Consider the following 25,393-nt stretch of genomic DNA (forward strand, 5'->3'; position numbering starts at 1 on the left):
CCTCAACCGCTGTCGTGGCTCCAAACAGCGCCGAGGAGGCCAACCTACTTCCGCGAGACGACGTGTCCGGTCTGATTTCGTGCGGACGCCACTAGCCGATAGCCGGTCGAACCGCCGCCGGATACACGTTTTCAGGCACGCCTAAAATCCGAAGCAGTTAAATAATTTTAGGCAGGCCTAATAATTATGCCTAGCGATGACATGAATCACGAGACACCGACGCGACGAGAGTACATGAAGTATGGCGGGGCAGTCGTCGGCGGAAGCTTGCTCGCCGGTTGTGAGGGGCAGTCCGACGCCGAGCCGACATCGACCAAAACGAACGCGGGAGACGGGTCGCGCCCGACAGACGAACCGACGACCGAAGATGAGGGATACTCGGTCATAATGTCGCCGATGGGAACTGTCGAGTTCGAAGCGGTTCCCCAGGACGTGTTCACGATACTGGGCCACCACGTAGACATGCTAGTCGCACTCGGGCGAGGCGACGCGATCAACGCGATGCACGCGCCCGAATACCATCAGTCGTTGTATCAGAAATTCCTGCACCGTCTCGACGGCGTTTCAGTGGATTGGGAGGGGCTGTACTCCTCCTGGCCACCGACAAAAGAGAGACTGTATGAACTCGATAGTGATGTCCATATTGCGGACCCGGCGAAAGTTGCGACAGCCGAGGGATGGGACGACAGTAGCCTCCGGGAGATACGTTCGAACGTCGGTCCGTGGTTCGGGAACACACTCAGTGGCACCCACCAAGAACCGCCGTCAGGCTGGACCGATGGGTACGAATACTACACGCTCTGGGAGATCTTCGGAAAAATCGCGCAGGTGTTTCAGGAAGGCGAACGGTACGAGGCACTCACTGCTGTCCGCGAATCGATGATGCAGACTATCAGAGCGGGCCTCCCCACGGAGAGTGAGCGACCGAGCGCGGCACTGGTCCTATTTTCGACATCTGACGAGCGAATTTGGGGCTACAAGATGAATCACCCGGGCTACTACGCTGCACACACCCGCCCGCTAGGAGCGACCGATGCGTTAGCCGACGCCGTCGGTGACGGCTACGGCGACGACGGACGGAACATCACGCTCGACTCCGAGCTGCTGCTCGAAGCTGATCCGGATGTTTTGCTCGTCCTCGGGCCAATGACAGGCTCCCAGAACCTCAACGATATTCGGTCGGAACTGGAGGACAACGAGGTGACCAGAGAGGTCACTGCTGTCCAAGAGGGGCAGATATACGCTCAGGGGGCGCGTCGCCAGGGTCCGATCCTGAACCTGTTCCAGACGGAGATGACCGCAAAGCAACTGTACCCGGACCAGTTCGGCGAGTGGCCGGGCTACGTCGACGGCGAGCCGTTACCGGAGATCCCCGAGGAGGAACAGCTGTTCGACCGCCAGCGGCTTGCTGACGTAATCAAGGGAGAGATATAATGGCCGACACTGAAAGGACGACGTCCGAGGGACCGACACGCAGAGACTACATCAAGGGCAGCGGCGCAATCATCGGCGGCGGTTTACTCGCCGGCTGTACCGGCGACGCTGCCACAGAGTCCACCGCTACCCAGACCGACGAGACGACTGGGACCCCGACGACAACTGAAGAAGCCTCGTACACCGTCACGATGGAACCCGTCGGCGAGGTCACGTTCCAAACGGTCCCGGATCGGTGGCTCCCCTACGGCGGCAGTTACGCCGATATGGGTGTGGCCCTCGGGCAGGCTGACGGGCTCACAGGGCTCGGCGGGGCGGACCGCTACTACACGTACGTCTACGATGAGCTTCCCGGAGTAACCGTCGATCAGGAGACGGTAGATGCACATCCGGAGGTCCGAACGAAAGAGGAGTTTTACGAACTGGACAGCGACGTACACCTCTATGATCCGGGGATGCTCATCAACTGGTTCGACTGGTCCCAGTCAGATGTCGACGAAATCGCGGCGAACGTCGCCCCGTTCGTGGGGAACATGATCTTCCGCCGATCCGACGAGTGGCACGACTACCGGTACTACACCCTGTACGAGGCCTTCGAAAAGGTCGCAGAAGTCTTCCAGGAACGGGAGCGATACGAGGCGTTCAAACAGGTCCACGACGACTACATCGCGGAACTGCAGAGTCAGCTCCCGCCGGCCGAAGAGCGCCCGGAAGTGTTACTCACGTTCGAGGGCACGAACGAACCGGAGTCGTTCTCTCCCTATCGACTCAGCGACAACGGAACGAGCAAGAAGCAGTGGCGTGATCTCGGCGTGACTGACGCGCTTGCCGGGACCGACATCGAGAACCTCAGTACGACTAACCGCGGGGAGTATGACTACGAGACGCTGTTGGAGGTCGATCCGGAGGTCATTCTCGTCCGCGGACACGAGCGAAAGTCGGCGACCGAGTTCCGCGACACCGTCCTCCAGTTCATGCAGGACCACACCGTCGGGAGCCAACTGACCGCGGTACAGAACGGACGCGTGTACCGCGGCGGCTACCTCCGGCAAGGCCCGATCCATAACCTCTTTTTGACCGAGCGGGCGGCCCAACAACTCTATCCCGATATCTTCGGGGAGGTAACTTCCGACACCGAACTGTTCGACCGCCAGCAGGTCGCCGATATCGTCACGGGTGATTTCGAATGAGCGACCTGGAGAAAGCGGTGCGACCGACTCGGAGAGACATCGTAAAAGGTGGCGGCGCACTCTTCGGTGGTGGATTCCTCGCCGGCTGTTCGGGCGATAGAGATCGCGAAACCCCCGTAACCGGGACCACCGAGACAGCGACTTCGGATGCGTCGTATTCGGTGACCATGGAGCCGGTCGGTGCCGTCGAGTTCGAGGCAGTTCCCGAGACCATCGCCCCGTTTACCGCGGACTACATCGATATGCTGGTCGCGCTCGGGCACGGCGACGCGGCGCAGTCGATCTGGTACCGGGGCCGGTACAAGACGCTTCACTACGAGGAACTCGACGGAGTGTCAATCGACCTTGACGGGCTGACACAGCTCTGGAACGACGGCGTCTCGAAGGAACCGTTCTACGAGATGGAGGCCGACCTGCACCTCATCGACCCCCACGCACTGACCGATTGGCTCGGCGCATGGGACCAGTCGGATCTCACGGAAGTTCGGGAGAACGTCGCGCCGTTTCTCGGCAACCTCATCTTCCGGCGGACTGACGACTGGCACGACTACCGGTACTACACCCTGTACGAAGCCTTCGAGAAAGTCGCCGAGGTGGTCCAGGAACGGGCACGCTTCGAGGCGATCCGCTCGATCCGCGATGAACTGGTCGAGACGGTCCAGGCGCGTCTGCCGGCACCTGATCAGCGACCGAACGCCGCGCTCATGTTCGCCGGAGAGGAACCGGAAGAGTTCACTCCGTATCGGATCGACGGCAACGGAGCCAACAAAAAGCACTTCCATACGCTTGGAATCTCCGACGCGTTTGCCGATAGCGGAATCGAGGGGTACTCCGGGTCGGAATCGCTCGATTACGAGACGCTGTTGGAGATCGATCCGGACTCGCTTCTGTTGCGATATCACCGCGAGGGGAAGACCCGGGAGGAGTTCGAGAACTCCGTGCTCGCGTACATGAAAGACCACGAAATCGGCAGCCAGCTAACGGCCGTCCGGAACGACAGAGTGTTTCGCGGCGGCCCGATCTACGCCGGACCGCTACACAATCTCTTCATGATCGAACGGTACGCGAAACGGTACTTCCCCGAGGAGTTCACCGAGCCGGAGCTGTTTGATCGTGAACACCTCGCCGCGATTATCACAGAGGGTGTAGAGGAATGATCGAGCAACTCACAGCCCCACTCCGGCAGTCCGAATCGACGGACAGCAGCGGTTGCGAACACAACCCATAGTGAAATATAGATAATTACTATAATTATAGTAAACTCATAGCAGCTTCTTTTTACCTCGACGGCGAACCCCCGCGGTGATGAACGGAGTGACAGCGACGGCCGATACGCGCGGTATCGAAACCGTGCTGCTCGCGGTGGGTAACCGCGACGACACCCGCGTCGATGCACTCGTCGACGCAGTCAAAAACGTCGCGGTGCCGACGGATGCGACGGTCATCGTCGCGCACGTGTTCGACTCGGACTCGTACCGGGAAGTCGTCGAGCAGATGCTCGAAACAACGGACGGAGCCATCGAACCCGACGAGTTGGCCGGGCAGTTAACGGTCACACAGGAAATAACCGAGCAGCTCGAAGCCGAGTCGGTCACGACTGTCCCCCGTGCGACGACTGGAACGAGCGGCGAAGGAATCGTCTCCATCGCCAAGGACGTCTCCGCAGACCGCGTGATCGTCGGCGGGCGACAGCGCTCCCCGGCGGGGAAAGCCATCTTTGGGAGCACGGCACAGGAAGTGATGTTGAACGCCCCGTGCCCGGTCACGTTCGTCTGCGACCAATGACTGGACAGACTGCGTTCCGGAGCCTCCGCCCCACAGGCGAATCCCAGTGGCTTCGCTGTCGTGCGAATAGACTTGGAAAGATTTTTACACAGATTCGAGTTCATTTTTACACAGATGTCCACAGCTACCATACGAAACGTCCTCGGCGGTGACGGCGACCGGTTCGTCTACGTCGTCTCCGCGTTAGCCGCACTGAACGGGCTGTTGTTCGGGTTCGACACGGGGATCATCTCGGGCGCGTTCCTGTTCATACAGGACTCGTTCGTCATGTCGCCGCTCGTCGAGGGAATCATCGTCAGTGGCGCGATGGCCGGTGCCGCGGCCGGTGCAGCCGTTGGCGGCCAGCTAGCCGACCGCCTCGGTCGGCGTCGGCTCATCCTCATCGCGGCCATCGTATTCTTCGTCGGATCGTTCACGATGGCTGTCGCGCCGAACGTCCCAGTCCTCGTCGCCGGTCGGCTTATCGACGGCGTCGCTATCGGCTTCGCGTCGATCGTCGGCCCGCTGTACATCTCCGAACTCGCGCCGCCTGAGATCCGCGGCGGACTCACCTCGCTCAATCAGCTCATGGTGACTACCGGCATCCTGCTCTCGTATTTTGTCAATTACGCGTTCGCCGACGCCGGCGCGTGGCGCTGGATGCTCGGTGCCGGGATGGTCCCGGCCGTCATCCTCGCCATCGGCATCCTGAAGATGCCCGAAAGCCCGCGCTGGCTCTTCGAACACGGGCGAAAAGACGAGGCCAGAGCGGTCCTCAAGCGGACGCGTTCCGGCGGTGTCGATGAAGAGCTTGGCGAGATCAAAGAGACCGTCGAGACACAGTCGGAAACCGGTGTTCGGGACCTGCTGGCACCGTGGCTCCGCCCAGCGCTCGTGGTCGGGCTAGGTCTGGCCGTCTTCCAGCAGATTACCGGTATCAACGCGGTCATCTACTACGCCCCGACGATCCTCGAATCCACGGGCTTAGGAAATGTGGCCTCGATCCTTGCGACGGTCGGTATCGGGACGATCAACGTGGTTATGACCGTCGTGGCGATCATGCTCGTCGACCGTGTCGGCCGCCGGAAACTCCTGCTCGTCGGCGTCGGGGGGATGGTTGCGACCCTCGCCGTGCTCGGCACCGTGTTCTACCTCCCCGGTCTTGGCGGGGGACTCGGCATCATCGCCACGATCAGTTTGATGCTGTTCGTGTCGTTTTTCGCAATCGGTCTCGGTCCGGTCTTCTGGCTCCTGATCTCGGAGATATACCCGCTTTCCGTTCGCGGGTCCGCGATGGGCGTCGTCACCGTCGCCAACTGGGGTGCGAATCTCCTCGTGTCGCTGACGTTCCCCATGCTAACCGACGGGGTGGGAACGTCCGCGACGTTCTGGCTGTTCGGCCTCTGCAGTCTCGTCGGCCTGGTGTTTGTCCACCGCTTCGTCCCCGAGACGAAAGGACGGACGCTGGAGGCAATCGAAGAAGACCTCCGGCAGAACATTTCGATGGCTGACTGAGGGTTGCATATCGGAACGGGCGGTAAATCCATACTGTTCAGATTTTAAAACCCGGCACGCTTTGCTGCACTGTCGGCCTTTTGGTGTCTACCGTCACAACTGAAGGCGTTACCGCCGGATTTGGCCGCTCGGCAGACACAACGTCCACTTAGGCCGACCGTTCAGTGCGCTCGCCGAATTGTACGACGAGTCGTTCCGTGGCGAGGGCGTACACCGTCATTTCTGTGCCTTTCTCCGAATACCACGTCTCGACAGGTTCGATGAGGTCAGCCGTACAGAGACGGTCGAGGTGGTACGAGACGCTCTGGAGCGAGCGGTCAAGGGTGTCCGCGATATCCGATGCGGTCCTCGGTTTGTCTCTGAGCGCTCCCAGTATCTCCTGGGCGGCCTCGGAAGAGAGGATCTGGAGGACATCGGTCGGTTCGGTACCGTTGACTACGACGTTTGTCTGCTCTCGGGGTACATAGTCAACCGGCGGGTGATAGGGGTAGACGCTTGCCATGGGTTGTGTGCAGGGAGATTGTCGGGTGTTTTCGTTTGTTCGGCTCATTCCGAACAAACCAATCAAACAATTTAATACTTACGGAATCCAAGGGGACAGATATGATGCAGCAGGGCACGCGGCAAACAGGGCAGCCAGTTCGGATACATGAGTGATGACGACAGCGCGGTCGCACGCGAGCGAGTCATCGAATCGATGGAGCAGTCGGCCGAAGTGTACGGCCTCAGCCGAAGTGCTGGGCGTATCTACGGTGTGCTGTACTTCGCTGCGGACCCACTCTCCATCCCGGAACTCGTCGAAGAAACCGGCTACGCGAAATCGACGGTGAGTAACGTCACGCGAACGCTGTCGCGTATCGGGCTCGTTCACCGCAAGTCGTCTGCGGGGGGCGGCAGACGAGTTCGGTTCGAGGCCGAACGGGAGGTCTGGTTTATCCTACAGGACGTGTTCCAGCAATACATCCAGCGGGAAATCCAGACGACACTCAGGACGATCCGTCGAGCGGAAGAGCAGATGCCGGCAGATGCCCGTGAGCAAGAGCGCGTTCGAAACCTCCGCGAAACGTACGAAGACGTAGAGGAGATCGTGCAACTCGCGTCGGAGTACTCCGCTGCGGAACTCCGAGAAGCGCTCGAATCCTACGAGCGGTAGTCACCGCGTTACCAATAGACGGTGTACGTACACGTATCGTCCCCGTTCCGGCGACACGTCTCGCCCGTCTCCTCGATAAAGACGAACGCGTCGACCGGCGCGTACTGCTGAGCGACGCCCCGGACGAGGCCCCGGTCGAATGGACACGGATACGGGTTCTCACACCTCACCTCGCCGGTCCGCTCCCCCACGGATTCGAAGCGGTAGTGCCCGATGTCCCCGCCACGGTGGTTTCGCTGGTAGGCTTCGTCTATCGACTGGAGCCCTTCCGGAACGGAGTCGAAATCGTTCGGCCAGTCAGCGACGCGGGGGATCTGTTCGCCGAGCCGGTCGAGGACGTGGGGCTGCAGGTCCTCGGCGATCGTTTCGAACGCGTTCAGCCAGGCCTGTTGGGGGTACCACTCCTCGGCCGCCGGTTCGGTGATGCCTTCCTCATCGAGCGCTGTTAGCGCTCGTTCCCGGTACTCGTCTGAGAACTTCCCCATCGCCTCCTCGACTATCGTAAGCACCGTTTGACCGTTGATTTCGACAGTCCGGTCAAACGCGTCGTAGGATGCCATTCTAACCGAACGTTCGCGGGGAAGGAAATAAAACCGGCCATACACAGGCCACACGTGGCACTTTCAGCCCGCGAGCGGTGCCGAAACACAGACTCGACCCGACTGCCTGCTACACCAGTGGGTCGCATTGCTCAGTCTTCACTCTCGTAGGGTTCGCCCAGTGCCGACGGCATCCGCGTCGAACTCCAGACCGTGAGTACAACGACGACAGCGGCGTACGGGAACAGATTGACGAGCCGGTTCGGGACCTGGATACCGACGGTCTGGAACTGGATCTGGAGCATGTCGAGACCGCCGAAAAGCAGCGCGGCGGCGGCCGCGCCGAGCGGGTTGTAGTTACCGAACAGGTAGGCGACGATACCGATCCAGCCGCGGCCGTTGACCATCGTCTGGCCGGTCCCCGTGAAGGACCCCGCGTGGGCGAGCAACACGGCACCGGCGAGTCCGGCCATCGCGCCCGAGAAAATCACCGCCGCGTACCGGACGCGGTTGACGCTGACGCCGGCGGTGTCTAGCGCCTCCGGATTCTCGCCGGCCGCCTGCAGCCAGTACCCGTAGCGGGTCCGGTACAGGAACACCCAGGCCGCGACCGCGACGAGTATCGTGAGCAACACGAGCGGCGACGTGTCGAACAGAACCGGGCCGACGACCGGTATCTCGGCGAGGCCCGGCACGGTCACGTCAGTCATACTCACCAGACCGGGGCTGTTGCGGTTCCCCCAGACGAGCACGGCCGTGAACGGACCGAATCCGAGTCCGATGAACCAGACGGCCAGCCCCGCCACGATCTGGTTGGCTTTGTACCGGATGAGCAGGACGGCAAACAGCACCGTGTAGGCGACACTGAGCGCGACTGCCAGTCCCATTGCCACCCACAGGTCCGCCTGGGTGGGCGACTCACCGCCGATAATCCACACGAGCGCGCCGGTGTTGGCCGCCCCGAAGATCATGAACCCTTCGAGGCCGATGTTGAACACGCCGCTCTTTTCGGCATAGAGGCCGCCGATAGACGCTAGGGCAATCGGAGTCGCCGCCTGTAACGTCCGCTCGACGAAACCGACGGTCACGATATCCGCGAGTGGCCAGCCGAGCGCGAACGCTGCCCCGAGCGCCAGCAGGACTGTCCCGATTGCCGCTCCGAGTCGGCGTCGCGTTCCGCGGTCGTCGAGATCCATCAGTTCTCACCACCCAGACCCGTGCGTGCGGCAGCCATGCGAAACAGTTCGGGCACGGCGACGAACAGGACGACCAGGCCGATGATGCCGTCGATCAACTGGACCGGCACGTCGCTGTTGATCCGGATATGGCTCCCGGCCGAGTCGAGGGCACCGAAGAGGAAGCCAGCGGGCACGACACCGAGCGGGTTGTTGGCCGCGAGCAGGCTCACCGCGATAGCGTCGAACCCGTACGTACCGATACCGGCGGGGTCGCTGTAGTAGCCCTGTATCATGATGGCAAAGAGCGCGCCCGCGACGCCGGCGACCATCCCGGAGAGGGTCATCGTCGCGACGACGGTCTGCTTGGCGTTTACCCCCGAGAAAGCCGCGGCGGACACCTGATGGCCGCTCGTCACCATGTCGTAGCCGAACCGCGTTCGCGCCAGTACCCACGCGATGCCCACCACGACCACGAGCGTCACCGCGAGGCCGACGACCGAGAAGTCGGGCACGTCGAACACAATCCGTGGAAGAGAGACGTACTCGGGAATCCGTGCCGTGTTGGGCGCACGGTTCCCCTCGCCGCGGAACGGCCCGTCGACGAGATAGCCCACGACGCCGGTCGCGATGAAGTTCAACATGATGGTCGTGACGATCTCGTTCGCGTCGCCGTAGGCCTTCAGAATCCCCGGCAGTGCGCCGTAGGCACCGCCAGCGACGACGCCCGCAACGGTTCCGAGGACCATCAGCAGAACGCCACCGGTGGTTCCCGTCGGAAGTAGCGGCGCAAGGTTGAGAATGGCGATGACGGTCGCGAAGCCGCCGACCACGAACTGGCCCTGGACGCCGATGTTGAACACGCCCGCTCGGAACGCGATAGCGACGGCGACCCCCGTCAGAATGAACAGCGTCGTGAACTTCAGCGTCCGCGCGAGCGCGTTCGCGTCCCCGAAAGCCCCCACGGCGACGTTCCCGAGGAACTGCGCCGGATCGTAGCCCGCGAACGCGACGACCAGCAAGCCGATCAGTATCGCCAGCGTCGTCGACGCGGCCGCGATGGCGATGCGTTCACCGACCGAGGCGTTCAGCATCCGAGCAGCGATCCGATCTAAAAGGGCACGTGCCCGATTCGATCCGGCAGCGCTCACGGCCCCTCACCTCGCTCATCTGCTGAGGTGCCGCCGTCGATCCAACTGCCCGTGGCAGTCGGTCGGTCCGCCGACCCGTCGAGGTCAGCCCCTGTCATCAGCAGGCCCAGGTCCTCTTCAGTGACAGCTTCGGGATCGACAATATCGACGAACTCCCCCTCGTACATGACGGCGATACGGTCGGAGAGCTTCTGGATTTCCTCCAGTTTCGATGAGACGAACGCGACCGCGAGACCAGCGTCTCGCAGTTCCAGGAGACGGTCGTGGATGAACTCTATCGATCCGATATCCACGCCCCGCGTGGGGTGAGAGGCGATCATCACCGTCGGATCGTGCTCTATCTCCCGGCCGACGACGAACTTCTGCTGGTTGCCGCCCGACAGCGACGACGCCTCCGTCGTGGCATCCGGAGGCTGGACGTCGTACTCCTCGACGATCCCCTCGGCGTGGTCCCGGACGGCCGCCCAGTCAATGACGCCGCGCTCGACGTACGGCGCAGTCGTCTGAAAGCCCAGCAGGGAGTTCCGGACCAGATCGTAGTCCATCACGATCCCCTCCTCCTGACGATCTTCCGGGATGTAGGCGATCCCCTCCTCGATGCGGTCCCGGCGACTCGTTCCGGTGATGTCCTCGTCGTCGAATCTGACCGTCCCCGACTCGACTGGCCGAAGCCCGGTCAGCGCCTCGACCAGTTCTGTCTGGCCGTTGCCCTGGACGCCCGCGATGCCCAGTATCTCGCCCTCTCGAACGGCAAAGTCGACGCCGCGGACCTGTTTGAGCCCTCGGTCGCCGCTGACATGCAGGTCCCTGACTTCGAGGACGGAGTCGCCGATAGCGGTCTCGCGTGGCTTCCGGTCGAAATCGATCTCGCGGCCGACCATCAGCCGCGCCAGTTCCTGTTCGGTCGCGTCTGCGGCGTCGACAGTGCCGGCGACTTCGCCGTCGCGTAACACGGTGATCTCGTCGGCGGCAGTCAGTGCCTCGTCGAGTTTGTGCGTGATGAAGATGAGCGAGTGGCCCGACGCCGTCAGTTCCGCCATCACGTCGAACAGTCCCTCGACTTCCTGTGGCGTGAGAACGGCCGTCGGTTCGTCCAGAACCAGGATTTCCGCGCCGCGGTAGAGGCTCTTGACGATCTCGACGCGCTGCTGGACGCCCACGTCCAGGTCCCGGACAGGGACGTCGAGATACTCGTCGATGTCGAACCCGTAGCGCTCGGTTATCGCTTCGACATCCGCGCGGGCGCTGTCGATATCGACCAGACCGCGCTCGGTCGGTTCGTGGCCGAGGACGATGTTCTGGAGGACGGTCATCGGCTCGACTAACTGGAAATGCTGGTGAATCATGCCGATGCCGGCGTCCATGGCGTCCCGGGGGGAGTTGAACTCTTGTCGATCCCCACGGACGTAGATGTCGCCGTCGTCCTGATCGTACAGCCCGTAGAGGACGCTCATCAGCGTCGTCTTGCCCGAGCCGTTCTCGCCGAGCAGCGCGTGGACCGACCCCTTTTCGAGCGTGAGATCGACGCCGTCGTTGGCGACGACGTCGCCGAACCGCTTGGTTATCCCGCTCAGCCGGACGTCCGGCACTGTCTGGTCGTCGTCCCGCTCACTCTCGGCCATGGTAGAAGTGGATGGACATCGGATGGGAGAAAGGTGGTTAGTTACAGCCGGCGGCGGTACACGGCACCTCGATATCGCCGTCGACGATGGCCTGCTTGGCCTCCGAGAGGTTCTGGTCGACGGCATCCGGCAGCTGGTCCTGGAACGCCTGCCCGATAACACAGTCGACGGCTTCGTCTTCGAGGCCTAGCGTGTTAGCGCCCGAGACAGCCGACCAGTTGTCCTCGGCGACCCCGATGGCCACCTCGCGGGTCCCCTCGTTAATGTACTTGACTGCCGAGCCGAGAATGACATCCTGGAAATCCGGCAACGTCTGTGACTGGTCGGCGTCGACGCCGATAGCGAAGCGGCCGTTGTCCTGGGCGGCCTCGAACACGCCCCGACCAGCAGCGGCCGCGGCGTGATAGACGATGTCCGCACCGTCGTTGTACTGCGAACTGGCGATGTCCGCCGCGGTGTCGGTGTCGGTGTAGTTGCCGATGTAGCCGACGTTGACGTCTACATCCTCGTTGACCCATTCTGCGCCGGCGACGTAGGATCGCTCGAAGGCGTTGATGAGTGACCCGTCGACGCCGCCGACGAAGCCGACCTGGGCGCTGTCCGGCGCGGTCGAACTGTCCTCGTGAGACAACTCCTCCGTAGTCATCGTCCCCGCGAGCACGCCCGCGAGATAGGACATCTGGTGGTTCGCCCAGGTGTACCCCGCCACGTTCGGCTCGTCGACGTGGTCGTTGATGAGCATCCAGTATTGGTCGTCGTACTCCGGTGCGTTCTGTGACAGCGCCTCCGTGTGGTTGTACGAGACCAGGACGATGAGGTCGTAGTCGCCGCTCTGTGCGAGTTCGGCCTGGACGGACTGGTACTGGGACTGCTCGGTCTCTTCGACCTGGTTGATACTGATATCGTACTCCTCGGCGGCCGTCTGCAACCCTTCCAGCGCGAGATCGTTGAACGCGTTGTCGTCGAACCCCGCCGGGCTCGATACGATTGCGATGTTCGTTGTTTCGCCCCCACCGTCGCCGTCACTGCCGTCACTGGCATCAGTATCCCCGCCGTCGCCGCCGCTATCACCATCGCCACCGTCGCCGCTACAGCCTGCCAGCAACGTACTGCCGAGGACGGCAGACCCCGAGGCGAGCAGGGTCCGTCGGTTAACCGTCCGCGTAGTCTCACCGTCTGACTTCTCGGACGCGTCGTGGTTGCCTGCTGTATTCAACATAATTATCCATACATTTCACCTATATATGACAAAAAGATTTCGCAGACTGCAGTCGCCGAAACACATCGCCAGTGCTGGTTTTATTACGCCCAATCCGGAACAGCCCTGGTGCCAGAACGAGTTTCACTGCGATGCAGCGACTACAAATCGGTTCGGACCGCAGCGATCCACGCCGGCCGATTCACCCTCGTCTCGCCCGAATCGAACACGAAGGAAAGTTCGTACGTTCGCGGGGCGTCACCCGTCAGTCTGACCCGTGTAGATCAGACCCTCGTTCAATCGGCGTGGCCGACGGTAAATCTGCTATCGGACAACGGACTACTTCTTCGGAAGCGTCGCGATGAACTCGTTGGGACCGATGCGGTCGACGGTGTATCTCTCGGCGCCGAACGATTGTATCTCTGCGGCCATCTGGTGATACAGCGGCGTCGGTTCGTGATCGTTGACGATCGTCAGCGCCTCCCCGCCGTCGAGTTCGTCGAACGCGTCGAAGATCTTCGGATGTCGCTTCGGCGGTGGAATCTCTCGTAAATCGAGCTGTTGTTCTGCCATACTAGTCTGTCAATCAATGGCGGGCTCGGAGAGGCTTTGTGCGAATATGTTCAGGGTCGGAATCCAACAACAGGAGATAGCACGCTGGACTCGCACCCAGTTGCGGTGACCGCATTACCGAGCCGTTGTGTTAGGTCGCATTCTCCCATTGTGGGCTGTTCATGTCTGTTGATAGCGCTTCGAAGCGATCCGCGAACGGGCGGGGATCCTCCCCGAGAAGGAGCCACCGCCGAGTTACATGACGCCACGGGAGTATTTCGACTTCGTCGAGGCAATCCTGCTCGTCGGCGTCGGCCTCTACCGACGGTCGCTATCGAGGAGGGTTGGCTGCGTCGCGGGGTCGACATCCAGTACCGCAGTCTAGCCACTATCCGGGATGAGCTACCCCGTGAGTCTCTCCATCGTCGTTGTCTTACGACTAATACGGCTAGCCGAGCAGGCATTCGATGATTCGGCGACAGGTGCAGTCGGGACAGCGGGCTGCTATAAAACACCAGCCAACGTTTCTCACTCCGTTTCGGTGAGTATAGTTCAGGTTTGAGTAACCGATGGTTCTTAACACATGACAGGATAGGGATATTATATGGCCCCGCGTCGACTCCAGCGCCTCGCCCTCCTCTGTCTGGTCTGTGTGATCCTCCTTGGCACCGCCTTACCTGCTGGCGCGGCACCACCGCCGCGGCCCCTGTGTGACGCCTGCGGTGACTCGTTTGCATCGACAGCCCAGTCCCACGGCGTTTCGGTCACCGTTACCCACAGCAACGCAACCCTTGGCGTCCACGGGAACGGAAGCGCAACGTGGGTCGTCCACAACCGCCTGTCTGATTCGGACGGGGCTGCACGCCTTCGAGCGAACGAGAGCCTCAGGACCGCTATCGCCGACAGAGCGATGTGGGACACCGAACTGGTGAGCGCGAACGTGTCGGATGGCGTCATGACGTTGCGCTACCGCGAAACCGACTTCGCCGAGAGATCCATCGGCGGAGCGGTCCGTACTGGCGAGTTTACCGAAAACTATGGCTATCGAAACCTCGATGGGCTCGGTGCTGACCGGCTCGTTGTCGTCGCTCCCGAAGGGACGAGGGTCGGGTGGGCTATCGACGGTGCGACCGTCTCAGACGACGGACGGCGGATGACGCTGACCGCCCTCAACGAGGGGAGTGTCGTGACGTTCGTTCCCCGCGATACGGCGTTCGGGCCGCTGTTGAGTCTGCTCGCTGTCGGATCGCTACTCGGTCCCGTCATAGCGGTGAAGGCACTCGCATATATCACGCTTCCCGCAGCAGTGTTTACCCTCTCGACTGGCGCCGCTGCCGGGGGCGTCGCCTGGTTAGGTTGGGATTTCCGACGAATACGGGACTCCGCGGGGACCGTACTCGCCGGTTTCGGCGCGTTAGCGACAGCCCTGTCGTTATTCGGAGCCGTGGGACTATTGCGGTTGAGTGGCATAGCAGCGCCACTGTTCGGTGGTGGCATCGCGCTGTTGCTGTGTGGTGTCGTACTCTCACGGCGGCGTGTTCGCGAACGCGCAGGCTATTGGACGCTCGTTGGCGGTGCAGTGGTCGGAACGGGCATCGCGCTCGGTGCGACGATGGTGGGGGCTCCGCTGTTCGCTCCGGATGGGTTCTCGCTCCAAGTGCTGTCCGCGCTGTTAGGTCTTGGCCCCGTTTTCGTGCTCCTCCCGGTTGGATACGCAGTCGGCCACGGAAACCGCCGGCTGGCGATGAAAACGGCCGTGATCGGGTTCGCACTGTCAGTGGTGCCGGTACTCCCGGTGCTGCCGACGCCGGTTGGACTGGGCGTGCTTTTCGTCCCTGTCGCCACAGTTTGCGCCGTCGCCGTTACCATCGCTGGCCTCCCGATCTTCCTCGTCGGCGTATCCCTCGGTATCTCTCCGTCGCCTCGCTGACCGGGTGTCTAGCTTGGACGTGTTTCAAACAGCTCAGGATCGCCGTCCGAACCGACCGGCTGTGCGCGGTACCGCGTCCGGGCCTCGACGACACCAATGCACTCCGCCGTGATGTCGAGAGCTTCCCAGGACCATGTTCCGATGGCTTCCGTCTCTAAGTAGCTACCCTTATAACCGTGGCCGTCAGAGATAGTGTATAGGCGGCCACAGCGGTGGGGTTGCCTCCCGTACCCATCCCGAACACGGAAGATAAGCCCACCAGCGTTCCGGGGAGTACTGGAGTGCGCGAGCCTCTGGGAAACGCGGTTCGCCGCCACCATTCATATTCGTTCATAAGTATCGGCCAGCGACGCGAATTTGCCGTAGTTCGGCACAGAGTCCATTAGATCTGCCAGACATAACTGGTCCGTTGTCGCCGGTGCTGAGAAAGAGTGAACGGCCATTCGGTAGCGGTATGGGCAGCATATAGAACGTATCGCACCCAGCGGAGGCCTATACGTGGCCCGCCGTAACACACAAGCTCTGTTTTGAGTCTTGGGCACTTACTTACTGACGCTGTGATTTGACCCGGTATGGACCGTCGCTACGTCATCGGCCTCGCCGTCGCGCTCGTAGCAATCGGTGTCGGACTGGTCGCTTTCACGGCCCTCTGGTCTCCGCAAACAACATCACCTGGGTCAGCCGGGGCGTATCCCGCCGGGGCAGGACCGGACCACATCAACTTCTCGGCACTTGCTGCGAACGATGCGAACGTCTCGCATACCCCCCGAGAATACTGGGACTCGTACGCGATCATGTTCACCGCACCACCCGACCGCCCGCTCATAGAAGGGGATTACTATATCAACTCCGCCACTGGGGAGATACTCGCCGACCGGTGGCACAACGCGACAGTCTATCGCAACGGGACGACGTACGCGGCTGTTCAGCCAGCCGATAGTATTCCGACCGAACGCCAGCGGGAGGAACTGGAATCGGACGACAGCTACGTCTACCACAACGCTACAGACGCGTATTATCGGTACGACCCACACTACGGACAGATTGCGCCCACGAACATCGGTCGACATCCTGACCTCCTCGACGGGTACACGTGGACAGCCACCAACAGGACGACCCACCACGGCGTCCCCGTCATCACGTATCGCGTCACGGGCAAGCGAGCGACCGCTGCCGACGACGCCCCATCACTTCGCAAGGGCACGCTCTCGCTCGGCGCCGAGGACGGAATCGTCTACGCGTTCGACATCACGTTTGACAGAGACGGACGCGCGGACCGGTACACGTACGACGTTCGTCCCGCTCCGTTCCCGGACCACAGTTGGGTCGGCACAGCCCGAGCGGTCGCTTCAGAGAACGCGACCGAGAGCGCCGCACGTCGACACCCGCCCAGCCCCACGTGATTTCGCGGCGTTCCGGCCGGTGACAGCCAGTCAGGGCGTCACGATCAAACTAAACCGATAGACTGCGCCCTCGTATTCGGCGACGACACCCCGGAAGTCGACCCGGTCGTCGTAGCTGTCTATCGGCTGGAGATCGCCGGCGATACCGAGCGCGTCCAAGACCTCAGTCAGTCCGTCGGAGGGTGGTGCGCCCTCTTCGTAGCGGCGAGGGTCTTCGCTGATCGCGTCGTCGATCACGCCACGAGCGGCCTCCGAGAGGTCGCGTGAACTCAGATCCAGTTCCAGAATCGCCGTTCGCGCGTACTCCTCGAACGCCGCTCGGTTGTCCGAGATTTCCTCAAGAGTGTACGTCCACTCCGGGACAGTTACCGTCCGCTGCTTCGTGACGGGCCGGAAGGACTCATCCCCCTGCTCGACGTAGTCGAACGGCGGCGATGGGACGAGTTCACTGGCCTCGGCGTCGAGATGCTGGTGATACTCGACGGTCTGGAGGTCCTCGAACTGCGGGTCGCCGAGAAACCCATCGTTGCCCGCGTAGACCGCCTCAAGCGCTGCCTCGAGAATGCGTTTGTCCTGTGTCGAGCGGTCGAAGGGGGTGCGTTCGACCGTGGCGTCATCTGGCGGTGTCTCGTCAGTCCGTGTGACCGCAAAATGCCAGCGCTCCCGTTCGAGAGATCGTTCCTCGCTGATCTGGACCTGATAAAAGATGCCGTCCCGCCGGAGAAACGTCGGGCGCGGCCGCGTGTCGGTGCCCCACCGGTCTCGTCCGACGAGCGGCCACTGTTGGACGGTGACACTGCCGGTGTCGAACAGTTCGGACGTATACTGCTGTTTCCGCTCGGCAGTAAAGTCGACCCTGGTGGTCGCATCAATCGCGGTCGGGTCGGGCCAAAGATACGGCCGCCCGATTGACGAGAGGTCCAGTTCGCTGGCGATGAGGGCGTAGTCTTCGAGACTACCAGGGTTGAGGCAACCAGCGGTTGCGGTGATCACCCCGGACGCGCCGATGAGTCGGAGGGCGTGGCGGCGGGAACAACGCATTGCTGTGCCGAAGTAGTTAATATGTCGATAAATTGCTTGTGGTGTAAACTGCGTGCCTCCGTGCGACTGCCACACGAGTCCTCGTTGGAGAGGGGCCAGTCACCACTGGATTGAACCTACAACACGCCGAGTTCGAACACTGCGAGGTAAATCTGCCCGCCACCAGCAAGTATCATCACGACGGCCGCGACCTGGTGCATTCGTCGCAGGTACGTGCCGAAGGTGCGCCAGAGACCGATGCCAACGCCCGCAAGCAGTGTCACGCCGACAAGCGGCAGCGCTACCCCGAGCGCGTACACTGTGAGGACGAGAACGCTTGCCTGGACTGGCAATGCGAGCGCCTGGGTGACCACACCGAAGAACAGCGGCACGACACATCCGGCTGCGGCGACTGCGTACACAGCCCCGAACACACCGAATCCGGTTACGGATGCCGGTCGCTGCGGCAGTGGGACGCGGAGTTCGGGCTCCCTGTTCAGGAGCATCACCATGCCGAATACGATCAGACCGGCTCCGATGACCGGTTCGAGCATTGGGAGTGCGTTTTTCAGTGGCTGCCCGAGTCCGAGGACGAGCAGAGCGACGAGGGTGAGCGCACCAAGCGCCCCGAACGCAGCGGCGGTGGCAGGCGGCAGCATCCCCACGTCCCCGTCGCTCTCACGCAGGTAGTATCCGACGTAGCCCGGGAGAAGCGGGAACGCACACGGAGCAAAGAAAGTCGCGACACCGGCGCTGGCGGCGAACGCGAGTGTCCCGAGTACGGCAACGCCAGCCATCTTACACCACTGCGTCGAGTTCGTCCCGTAGCGTCTCTTCCCCAGCGAGTCCGCTGTGACCGAACTGGACGGTTCCGCTCTCGTCGACGATCGCGATATACGGGAGCCCGTCCGCTCCGAATGCCGCCAGCAATTCGCTGCCGGGGTCCAGTCCGACGGTCCAGGCACCGCCGTTGCGATTCCACCACTCGCTGATGTCAGCTCTCGTCAGCGTCTCGCTCGGCCGCTCGTTCGTCACTGAGACGAACGACACCGCCGGGTACTTGGGCCGGATAGCGTCCAGAATCTCGAGCTGGTCGTCACAAGGGGCACACCACGTGGCGAAGAGGTCGACCACCGTGACAGTGTCCGGGGTCGGTACGGGCGTCTCTCCAGCCGAAGACCCCTCTGCCTCTAGCGTCTCCACGCGAACCGGAAGCTGGTCCGTCTCCCGGGGCTGGATACCCGACAGTCCGTTTCGGGCAACCCACAGACTCCCCCCAGTGAGCCCCAGCCCTGTCATCGCCGTAACGACCTGCCGGCGGTTCACGTGTTTCTCACCGCTTTCAGATCAGCAATGATAGTTTCTTCGTCGGGCGATTTCGAGCGGTAGGCACGCTCGACGAACCCGTCAGCATTGACCAGTAGCGTCAGCGCTGTGTGCGTGAACATGTACATATCCATGTCCGCAGGTTCGGTGCGCTGGAACACAACCCCGAACTGGTCCTGTATGACGTCCTTCGCGCGCTGTTTCGACGCCGGCCGGAGGAACTGCCAGTTGTCGCTCTCGGCGTCGACGTTCATCTCGTCGGCATACGCCCCGAGGCGTTCTGCAGTGTCACGAGCGGGATCGAAGGTCATTGGGAGGAACCTGACGGCATCGGCGTAGCCGTTGTTCTGTGCGTGGCTCTGGACGTTCCGCAGCGTCGAGATGAGGACAGGACACACAGTCTGGCAGTGACTGTAAAAGAACGTGAGCAGTGCCGGTGTGTCGATATCGCGCAACCGAATTTCCCGGGAGTCGGTCGGATCGGGGACACGTACGTCCGGAGTCTGTTCGCCCCAGGCGGGGTACGGAACGTCGCTGCTCTCGAACTCCCGGTCGGGCTCTTCGAGGACGACATCGGGATTCGAATCGCCGAAGGGACCGCTGCCGAGACAGCCGGCGATCCCGACAATCGTCCCAACTGCACCAGTCGATTTGAGAACAGTCCGTCGTCGCATACTCGATAGTTACCTCCTCGAATATTTGGGTAATCTGGTGTGACTCTCGTAAACGGTCTCACGCCTGCTTTCGCATGGTCTCAGGCTGTGGTATGTACCAACACTGCGGCGTTCCCGGTATGAGACGGCTTCGGCGAGCGGCTGGGTCCGGCTGGCCCTGCGTACCGCACAACCTCGGACACCAGCAAGATAGTGTGTGGTGGGTTGTGACAGAAATTTCCATAATCGGTGGGCAAGTACTTCTATCATAAATAAAAACTAATCAGTCCTCTATGCGGATTTTCAGGAAGGCTTATGTACACTTATCGTGGCCACCTATATTGATATGTGGCATTCTATCGAATATACTCTTTTGAATACTGTGGACTATTGGCTGAAACTGTAATTACTAAACGTCAACTAGCCGAACACTTATGTGTAACCTATCCGATACTGTGGCCGTAATGCCCGAAACGAAGTTCGAGGTAGATGTCGACAGTGCGCCAGACGAACAGCCGGGAGCGAACCCGTTCAATCGGTGGCATCCGGACATCCCGGCAGTCGTCGAAGCGGACCCTGGCGAGAGTATGCGGCTGGAAGCTCTGGACTGGACCGGGGGACAGATAACCGATAACGACGACGCCAACGAGGTCCGAGATGTAGATCTCTCGCAAGTGCACTATCTCGCGGGCCCCGTACACGTCAACGGTGCCGAGCCGGGTGACCTGCTGAAAGTCGAGTTCCACGACATGGGGCCGCTCAACGACCGCTCGGAGTTCGGGTTCACCGGCACGTTCTCCCAGCAAAACGGCGGCGGCTTTCTGACCGACCACTTCCCCAAGGCGGCCAAATCAATCTGGGACATCGACGGCTACACAGTCTCCTCGCGCCACATCCCTGATGTCGAGTACGAGGGGAAGATCCACCCCGGTCTCGCGGGGTGTGCCCCCAGCGAAGAACTACTGGAGGCGTGGAACGAACGGGAACAGGAACTCATCGACAAACACGCCGAAGACCCCGAATCGATACCGAACCATCCGACCGGAGAAGAAGAGCCCGGCGTGGCGAACCCGCCGACGCCCGATGGGGCGCTCATGGGCGAGATGGACCCCGACGAGGCCGAAGCGGCCGCGGAGGTCGCGGCCCGAACCGTTCCGCCCCGGGAACATGGCGGGAACCACGACATCAAGGACCTCTCCATCGGCTCGACGGTGTATTTCCCGGTCTACGTCGAGGGCGCGAAGTTCGGCATCGGCGACTTCCACGCCTCACAGGGCGACGGCGAGATATCCTTCTGTGGCGCCATTGAGATGGCCGCCTACGTCGACCTCGAGTTCGACCTCGTGAAAGACGGAATGGAGAAGTTCGGCGTCGACCACCCGATCTTCGAACCGGGTCACCGCGGACCGAACTTCGAGGACTACGTGACCTTCTGTGGCTACTCGGTGACCGAGGACGGCGAGCAGAAGTACATCGACTCCCACACGGCCTATCGGCGGGCCTGTCTCCAGGCTATCGACTACCTCAAGCAGTTCGGCTACACCGGCCAGCAGGCGTTGCACATCCTCGGGACCGTCCCGGTTGAAGGGCGACAGAGCGGCGTCGTGGACGTGCCAAACGCCTGTTCGACGCTGGCGCTCCCGACGGGCGCGTTCGACTTCGACGCGTCCCCGGCTGGCATCGAGCACAACAGCGCAGACCGCGGTGACCTCTGTGTCACTGAGGACCCGCTGGAATGAGGAATAGAGCCAACGCCGACTGTCGACGCTAATGCTGGGAGATATGACCGAAGACGACGGCAGCGACGAGCCGAACCCCCTACAGACCGCCGCTGGGGAACTCGCCGGCGCGATCCGGACGACGCTCGGACCCAACGGGCTGGACAAGATGGTCGTCGGCGAGAACGGGACGGTCATCGTCACCAACGACGGGTCGAAGGTCATCGAATGGATGGATATCACGCATCCGGTCGGCCGGCTGGTCGAACAGGCTGCGGCCGCACAGGACAGTGCCGTCGGAGATGGGGCGACAACGGCGGTCGTACTGGTCGGCGCACTGCTCGAGGAAGCCGCGACGCTCCGTTCGGATGGGCTTCATCCGACAACAATCGTAGATGGCTACGTCAGGGCTGGCAAGGCCGCTGTCGACCGGCTTGAGCAGTACGAACAGGACCTGCGTAGTCGGCACGACGACCGGCTCGCGGCTATCGCGAAAACCGCTGTCACGGGGCGGTGGGACGACGCTTCGACTGATCGATTCGCCGAACTGACCCTCAGTGCACTGCAAGCTGTCGAGTTCGACACGTCGAAGCTCACACTCAAGTCCTATCCCGGCGGTGAACTCCGCGAGTCAGAATGCCTCGACGGCGTTGTGGTCGATCTGGAAACCTCTTCGACATCCCTTGAAGCCCTCGATCACCCACGCATCCGGACGCACGACGAGCCTGCCATCGCGATGGTCGACGCGGAAATCGGCATCGAGGAACCGGACCGCATCCAGTCAGTGACCCTCCAGGACGCCACACAGCGGCGCGCGTTTCAGGACCACGAACAGGACCGCAGAACGGAGCTCGTGACACAGGTGACTCAATCAGGTGCGACCGTGCTACTCTGCCAGAAATCCATCGATGAGGCGGTCAGAACCGCACTCGCGCAGCGCGGTGTGCTCCCTGTCGAGCGGACCCGACGGGATGAGTTCGATGTGATTGCCCGGGCGACGGGGAGCACGCCAGTCATGTCCGTCGACGAACTTACCGAAGACGACACCGGCACCGTCCAATCGGTCACGCAGCGGACGGTCGGGACCACACGAACACTCCTACTGCAGGGCTGCCCCGAGGAACAACGGGCGACGCTACTGCTCCGGGGTGGCACGCCACATGTCGCGGAGGAGGTCCGCCGTATCGTCGCTGACTGCATCGACGTTACCCGTGTCGCACTTGACGACGGAGCGCTCGTTCCGGGCGGCGGTGCGGTGCCGACCGGCTTGGCAATGGATCTCTCCGCGCTGTCCCATGGGATACCAGACCGGACACAGCTTGTCTTCGAAGGGTTCGGGGCTGCGCTGGAAGCGATTCCACGCACACTGGCCACGAACGCGGGCACGGACCCGCTGGGTACGCTGACGGCGATACAACAGCGACACGACAACGGGTCGGAGACCGTCGGTGTCGGGCCCGATGGCCATCCCTGCGATATGACTGACGCGGGTATCCTCGAACCAGCCACAGTGTTCAAGAGCGCGCTGCAACGGGCAGTCGCCGTTGTGACACAGATCCTTCGGGTCGATGACGTCGTGCAGACCAGCGCTGACGACCACACAAGGGACGCTGGGCACGACCACGCCCATACGGCGGCCGGTGGATATCCGTGGGCAGTAGGGCACTGAGTCCGTGACTGGCACGAATCCTTCTTAGCAACATGGACACGAGTCGCGCTGGGGACCGGCGAAGCTTCAATCAGACCCCCTCGCTTACGCGTCCGCATCGTCCGCAGCCGGTTCGCGCTGGACCACGAACACCGGTCCGAGAAACCGGTCGGCGACCTGGTCGGCCGGCATCCCGAACACGAACGTCGCCAGGGACGGATCTGATTCGCCCATGACGACCGTATCGAACGAGTCAGCCATCTCGACAATCGCGTCAAGGGGGTCCTGGTCGCGGTCGATCCGCGTCTCGATAGTCGACTGGTCCATCCCGAACTCCGCCAGTCGATCCGTCATCCCGTCAAGGAGCGTCTGGATATCGTCGTCCGTCGTGTCCTCGTCCGCGACGTGATACAGCGTCACGTCGGCCTCTGTGTTCCCGAAGACGCTGGCGACGACACGGGCAAGGCGGTCCACGCCGACTGCCCCGCGGACCGGGACCAGTACGTCTTCGACCGGCCCCGTGGCGTTCGGAACGAGAACGGCCAGGCAGTCGTGCTCAGCGATCGTACGGTCGATGGTCTTTTGGCCGTCATGGGTGAACACGAGCCGTCGCTCGACGGTCGCCCCGGCCTCCTCGAACATCTCCTCGTACTCGTCGAGCCGGTCCGTGGCCCGGTCCTCGAACTGCATCTGTGCCTGCCCGGGAGCGGTCTGTTCCGGGATGACGTGATACCCCAGCAGGACGACGTGGGCGTCCGCGAGAAGCTCGGGGACGCCCTCGGGGACCGATTCCCCTTCGAGCACGCGAAGCGGGACGAGTATCGATGGTCGATTCGTCATAGTCAGATATCTCCTTTGAGTGTCACGTCCCCAGCGTAATAACGGTACCACAGGTACGAGGCGAGCATGACCACGATACCGATACCGATTGACGCCGGCTGCATGAAGACGATCAGTCCGAAGCTGGCGATGGCACCGACGGCCGGGACCACCGGATAGCCCGGGACCCGATAGCTGGGGGTGTACCAGTCGGGATTCCGCCGGCGCAACACGATGAGGGCGATACACATCAGCCCGTACATAATCAGGTGAAGAAACGAGGCGACTTCGGCGAGGAGTTCGACCCGCCCAGTCCCGACGAGGACGAGAATCGGACCGCCAGCGGCGAGCAACGCGACGTGTGGTGTGCCGTACCGGAGGTTGACCTCGCTCGCCTTCCGGGGCAGCAAGGCGTCGCGGCTCAGTGCGTACACCGCCCGCGAGGCACTGAGAATCGATGCGTTCGCGCTCGAAAACGTCGCCAGCAGCCCGGCACCCAGAATCGCCACCGCGCCGGGCAGCCCGAGGAAGTCACGGGCGACCTCGACCATCGCGGTCTCCCCGAACTCCCCAAGCCGTTCAGCGCCGAACGCGCTGGTCGCGACGAAAATCGTCACGACGTAAAAGACGGTGACGATCAGGACCGAGCCGACCATCGCCAGTGGAAGGTTCCGACCCGGCTGTTTGATCTCGCCCGCGACAGTTGCGACCTGGGCAAATCCCAGATACGACGTGAACACGAGCGCCGCGGTGGTCAACACCGGCACGTATCCTCTGGAGAAGAACTGCTCTGGAACGGTTCCGCCACCGAACACGCCCACAGCGTCGAGAACACCGTAGGAAAGGAAGCCCGTGAGCACGACGAGGAGAATCCCGACCACTGCGTTCTGAATCTTCGCGGTGTTTTCCGTGCCGCCGATACTGAGTGCCGTCAGCGCGACCCCGAACAACAGCCCGATGCCGATGACCGGACTGAACGGAAGCGCGACATTGAGTTCGGCGAAGACCGCGCTCGCGTAGTGGCCGAGCCCGACCAGATAGAACGCGGAGGCGAACATCAGACCCAGCCACAGCCCGAGACCGACGATTGCGCCGTAGGCAGTCCCCATCCCCCGAGAGATGAAGTAGTACCCACCACCGCTTCGGGGCATCGCTGTAGCGAGCTCGGAGGTCGGAAGCGCCACGAGCAGCGCGATCAGACCGCCAATCGCAAACGAGAGTGTGGCCGCGAGCCCGGCGTTGGCGGCCGCAAGGCCCGGAAAAACGAAGATTCCGGCCCCGATCATCGTCCCGATGCCGATTGCCAGCCCGCCGACCAGCCCGATTGTCCGTTCGAGTTCAACGTCATCGTCGTGGACGGTCGCGTCGTCGGTGAGGGCTTCCGGCTCCTCGGCGGGCGCTTCACCGGCGACGTTCTCGCCCCCTGGTTCCACGTCGACGGGCTGTTCTGTCATATGATAGAGATAGTTTCACCTGTCGGATAAAACCGCCGGCAGGATGTGTGGCCAACTCCGCAGACAACGATAGCGTACCCCTCGGGGCAGAACAGACCTCAGACGCCAATGACAGATGAGCAGGCCATT

At 62.1% G+C, this 25,393-nt stretch carries 23 protein-coding genes, 1 rRNA gene and 1 pseudogene; 12 read left to right on the forward strand and 13 right to left on the reverse strand.

Features of this window, described 5'->3' with window-relative positions; genetic code table 11:
* Positions 1–186: 186 nt before the first annotated feature.
* The 5 genes from ACY9XZ_RS14910 (at position 187) to ACY9XZ_RS14930 (ending at position 5,903) form a co-directional block, all read left to right on the forward strand.
* Positions 187–1,434: an ABC transporter substrate-binding protein gene (locus ACY9XZ_RS14910; RefSeq protein ID WP_463457812.1), complete on the forward strand. Its 1,248-nt coding sequence runs from the start codon at positions 187–189 to the stop codon at positions 1,432–1,434.
* Positions 1,434–2,624 (forward strand): ABC transporter substrate-binding protein, encoded by a 1,191-nt coding sequence (locus tag ACY9XZ_RS14915; RefSeq protein ID WP_463457813.1) that lies wholly within the window; start codon positions 1,434–1,436, stop codon positions 2,622–2,624. The genes ACY9XZ_RS14910 and ACY9XZ_RS14915 overlap by 1 nt, the downstream gene beginning before the upstream one ends.
* A complete protein-coding gene (locus tag ACY9XZ_RS14920; RefSeq protein ID WP_463457814.1) occupies positions 2,621–3,781 on the forward strand; it encodes an ABC transporter substrate-binding protein in 1,161 nt (386 codons plus the stop codon). Before ACY9XZ_RS14915 ends, ACY9XZ_RS14920 begins: the two co-directional genes overlap by 4 nt.
* Positions 3,782–3,929: 148 nt before the next feature.
* Complete coding sequence (locus ACY9XZ_RS14925; RefSeq protein ID WP_463457815.1) at positions 3,930–4,409, forward strand: universal stress protein; 480 nt, start codon at positions 3,930–3,932, stop codon at positions 4,407–4,409.
* 114 nt (positions 4,410–4,523) lie between these two features.
* On the forward strand, positions 4,524–5,903 hold the full coding sequence (locus tag ACY9XZ_RS14930) for a sugar porter family MFS transporter (RefSeq protein ID WP_463457816.1): 1,380 nt from the start codon (positions 4,524–4,526) through the stop codon (positions 5,901–5,903).
* 148 nt (positions 5,904–6,051) lie between these two features.
* Here the strand turns inward: ACY9XZ_RS14930 and ACY9XZ_RS14935 are convergent, their stop codons facing one another.
* Positions 6,052–6,405 (reverse strand): ArsR/SmtB family transcription factor, encoded by a 354-nt coding sequence (locus ACY9XZ_RS14935; RefSeq protein ID WP_463457817.1) that lies wholly within the window; start codon positions 6,403–6,405, stop codon positions 6,052–6,054.
* Between the two features lie 147 nt (positions 6,406–6,552).
* On the opposite strand from ACY9XZ_RS14935, the gene ACY9XZ_RS14940 reads away from it, so the two are divergent.
* Entirely contained in the window at positions 6,553–7,056 is a 504-nt protein-coding gene (locus tag ACY9XZ_RS14940) for a GbsR/MarR family transcriptional regulator (RefSeq protein WP_463457818.1), read from the forward strand.
* A gap of 8 nt (positions 7,057–7,064) precedes the next feature.
* On the opposite strand, the gene ACY9XZ_RS14945 is transcribed toward ACY9XZ_RS14940, so the two are convergent.
* The 6 genes from ACY9XZ_RS14945 to ACY9XZ_RS14970 all read right to left on the reverse strand — a co-directional run bounded on the left by ACY9XZ_RS14945 (position 7,065) and on the right by ACY9XZ_RS14970 (position 13,314).
* Positions 7,065–7,616 (reverse strand): hypothetical protein, encoded by a 552-nt coding sequence (locus ACY9XZ_RS14945; protein ID WP_463457819.1) that lies wholly within the window; start codon positions 7,614–7,616, stop codon positions 7,065–7,067.
* 131 nt (positions 7,617–7,747) lie between these two features.
* Positions 7,748–8,791, reverse strand: a complete 1,044-nt coding sequence (locus ACY9XZ_RS14950) for an ABC transporter permease (protein WP_463457820.1) — start codon at positions 8,789–8,791, stop codon at positions 7,748–7,750.
* Positions 8,791–9,864 (reverse strand): ABC transporter permease, encoded by a 1,074-nt coding sequence (locus ACY9XZ_RS14955; protein ID WP_463458095.1) that lies wholly within the window; start codon positions 9,862–9,864, stop codon positions 8,791–8,793. The genes ACY9XZ_RS14950 and ACY9XZ_RS14955 overlap by 1 nt, the downstream gene beginning before the upstream one ends.
* 53 nt (positions 9,865–9,917) lie before the next feature.
* The gene (locus ACY9XZ_RS14960) at positions 9,918–11,543 is read right to left on the reverse strand and encodes an ABC transporter ATP-binding protein (RefSeq protein WP_463457821.1); all 1,626 of its coding nucleotides are present in this window, start codon (positions 11,541–11,543) and stop codon (positions 9,918–9,920) included.
* 37 nt (positions 11,544–11,580) lie between these two features.
* Entirely contained in the window at positions 11,581–12,684 is a 1,104-nt protein-coding gene (locus ACY9XZ_RS14965) for a BMP family lipoprotein (RefSeq protein WP_463458096.1), read from the reverse strand.
* A 396-nt stretch (positions 12,685–13,080) separates the two neighbouring features.
* Positions 13,081–13,314, reverse strand: a complete 234-nt coding sequence (locus tag ACY9XZ_RS14970) for a DUF2249 domain-containing protein (protein ID WP_463457822.1) — start codon at positions 13,312–13,314, stop codon at positions 13,081–13,083.
* A 184-nt stretch (positions 13,315–13,498) separates the two neighbouring features.
* Here ACY9XZ_RS14970 and ACY9XZ_RS14975 point away from each other — a divergent pair.
* From ACY9XZ_RS14975 to ACY9XZ_RS14990, 4 genes and pseudogenes are all read left to right on the forward strand, one after another.
* Positions 13,499–13,591, forward strand: a pseudogene (locus tag ACY9XZ_RS14975) (ABC transporter ATP-binding protein); the annotation flags it as partial.
* A 306-nt stretch (positions 13,592–13,897) separates the two neighbouring features.
* Positions 13,898–15,223 (forward strand): hypothetical protein, encoded by a 1,326-nt coding sequence (locus ACY9XZ_RS14980; RefSeq protein ID WP_463457823.1) that lies wholly within the window; start codon positions 13,898–13,900, stop codon positions 15,221–15,223.
* A 196-nt stretch (positions 15,224–15,419) separates the two neighbouring features.
* Positions 15,420–15,542, forward strand: a 5S ribosomal RNA gene (gene rrf, locus ACY9XZ_RS14985).
* A 253-nt stretch (positions 15,543–15,795) separates the two neighbouring features.
* Positions 15,796–16,626 carry a hypothetical protein gene (locus tag ACY9XZ_RS14990; protein WP_463457824.1) on the forward strand — a complete coding sequence of 277 codons (831 nt, stop codon included), beginning with the start codon at positions 15,796–15,798 and terminating at the stop codon, positions 16,624–16,626.
* A 30-nt stretch (positions 16,627–16,656) separates the two neighbouring features.
* Here the strand turns inward: ACY9XZ_RS14990 and ACY9XZ_RS14995 are convergent, their stop codons facing one another.
* The 4 genes from ACY9XZ_RS14995 to ACY9XZ_RS15010 all read right to left on the reverse strand — a co-directional run bounded on the left by ACY9XZ_RS14995 (position 16,657) and on the right by ACY9XZ_RS15010 (position 19,646).
* A complete protein-coding gene (locus ACY9XZ_RS14995; protein WP_463457825.1) occupies positions 16,657–17,667 on the reverse strand; it encodes a hypothetical protein in 1,011 nt (336 codons plus the stop codon).
* Positions 17,668–17,783: 116 nt separating this feature from the next.
* Positions 17,784–18,443, reverse strand: a complete 660-nt coding sequence (locus ACY9XZ_RS15000; protein ID WP_463457826.1) for a cytochrome C biogenesis protein — start codon at positions 18,441–18,443, stop codon at positions 17,784–17,786.
* A gap of 1 nt (position 18,444) precedes the next feature.
* On the reverse strand, positions 18,445–18,972 hold the full coding sequence (locus ACY9XZ_RS15005) for a TlpA family protein disulfide reductase (protein WP_463457827.1): 528 nt from the start codon (positions 18,970–18,972) through the stop codon (positions 18,445–18,447).
* A complete protein-coding gene (locus ACY9XZ_RS15010) occupies positions 18,969–19,646 on the reverse strand; it encodes an SCO family protein (protein WP_463457828.1) in 678 nt (225 codons plus the stop codon). The genes ACY9XZ_RS15005 and ACY9XZ_RS15010 overlap by 4 nt, the downstream gene beginning before the upstream one ends.
* A gap of 443 nt (positions 19,647–20,089) precedes the next feature.
* Between ACY9XZ_RS15010 and fmdA the strand changes: the two genes are divergently transcribed.
* Both fmdA and ACY9XZ_RS15020 read left to right on the forward strand, forming a co-directional pair.
* Complete coding sequence (fmdA, locus tag ACY9XZ_RS15015; protein ID WP_463457829.1) at positions 20,090–21,364, forward strand: formamidase; 1,275 nt, start codon at positions 20,090–20,092, stop codon at positions 21,362–21,364.
* 43 nt (positions 21,365–21,407) lie between these two features.
* On the forward strand, positions 21,408–23,012 hold the full coding sequence (locus ACY9XZ_RS15020; RefSeq protein ID WP_463457830.1) for a TCP-1/cpn60 chaperonin family protein: 1,605 nt from the start codon (positions 21,408–21,410) through the stop codon (positions 23,010–23,012).
* 84 nt (positions 23,013–23,096) lie between these two features.
* Here the strand turns inward: ACY9XZ_RS15020 and ACY9XZ_RS15025 are convergent, their stop codons facing one another.
* Both ACY9XZ_RS15025 and ACY9XZ_RS15030 read right to left on the reverse strand, forming a co-directional pair.
* Positions 23,097–23,831, reverse strand: coding sequence for a universal stress protein (locus tag ACY9XZ_RS15025; protein WP_463457831.1), 735 nt, complete (start codon positions 23,829–23,831; stop codon positions 23,097–23,099).
* Positions 23,832–23,833: 2 nt separating this feature from the next.
* Positions 23,834–25,264, reverse strand: coding sequence for an APC family permease (locus tag ACY9XZ_RS15030; RefSeq protein WP_463457832.1), 1,431 nt, complete (start codon positions 25,262–25,264; stop codon positions 23,834–23,836).
* Positions 25,265–25,393 lie beyond the last annotated feature (129 nt).

It is taken from the genome of Haloarcula sp. HT12, assembly GCF_055271655.1.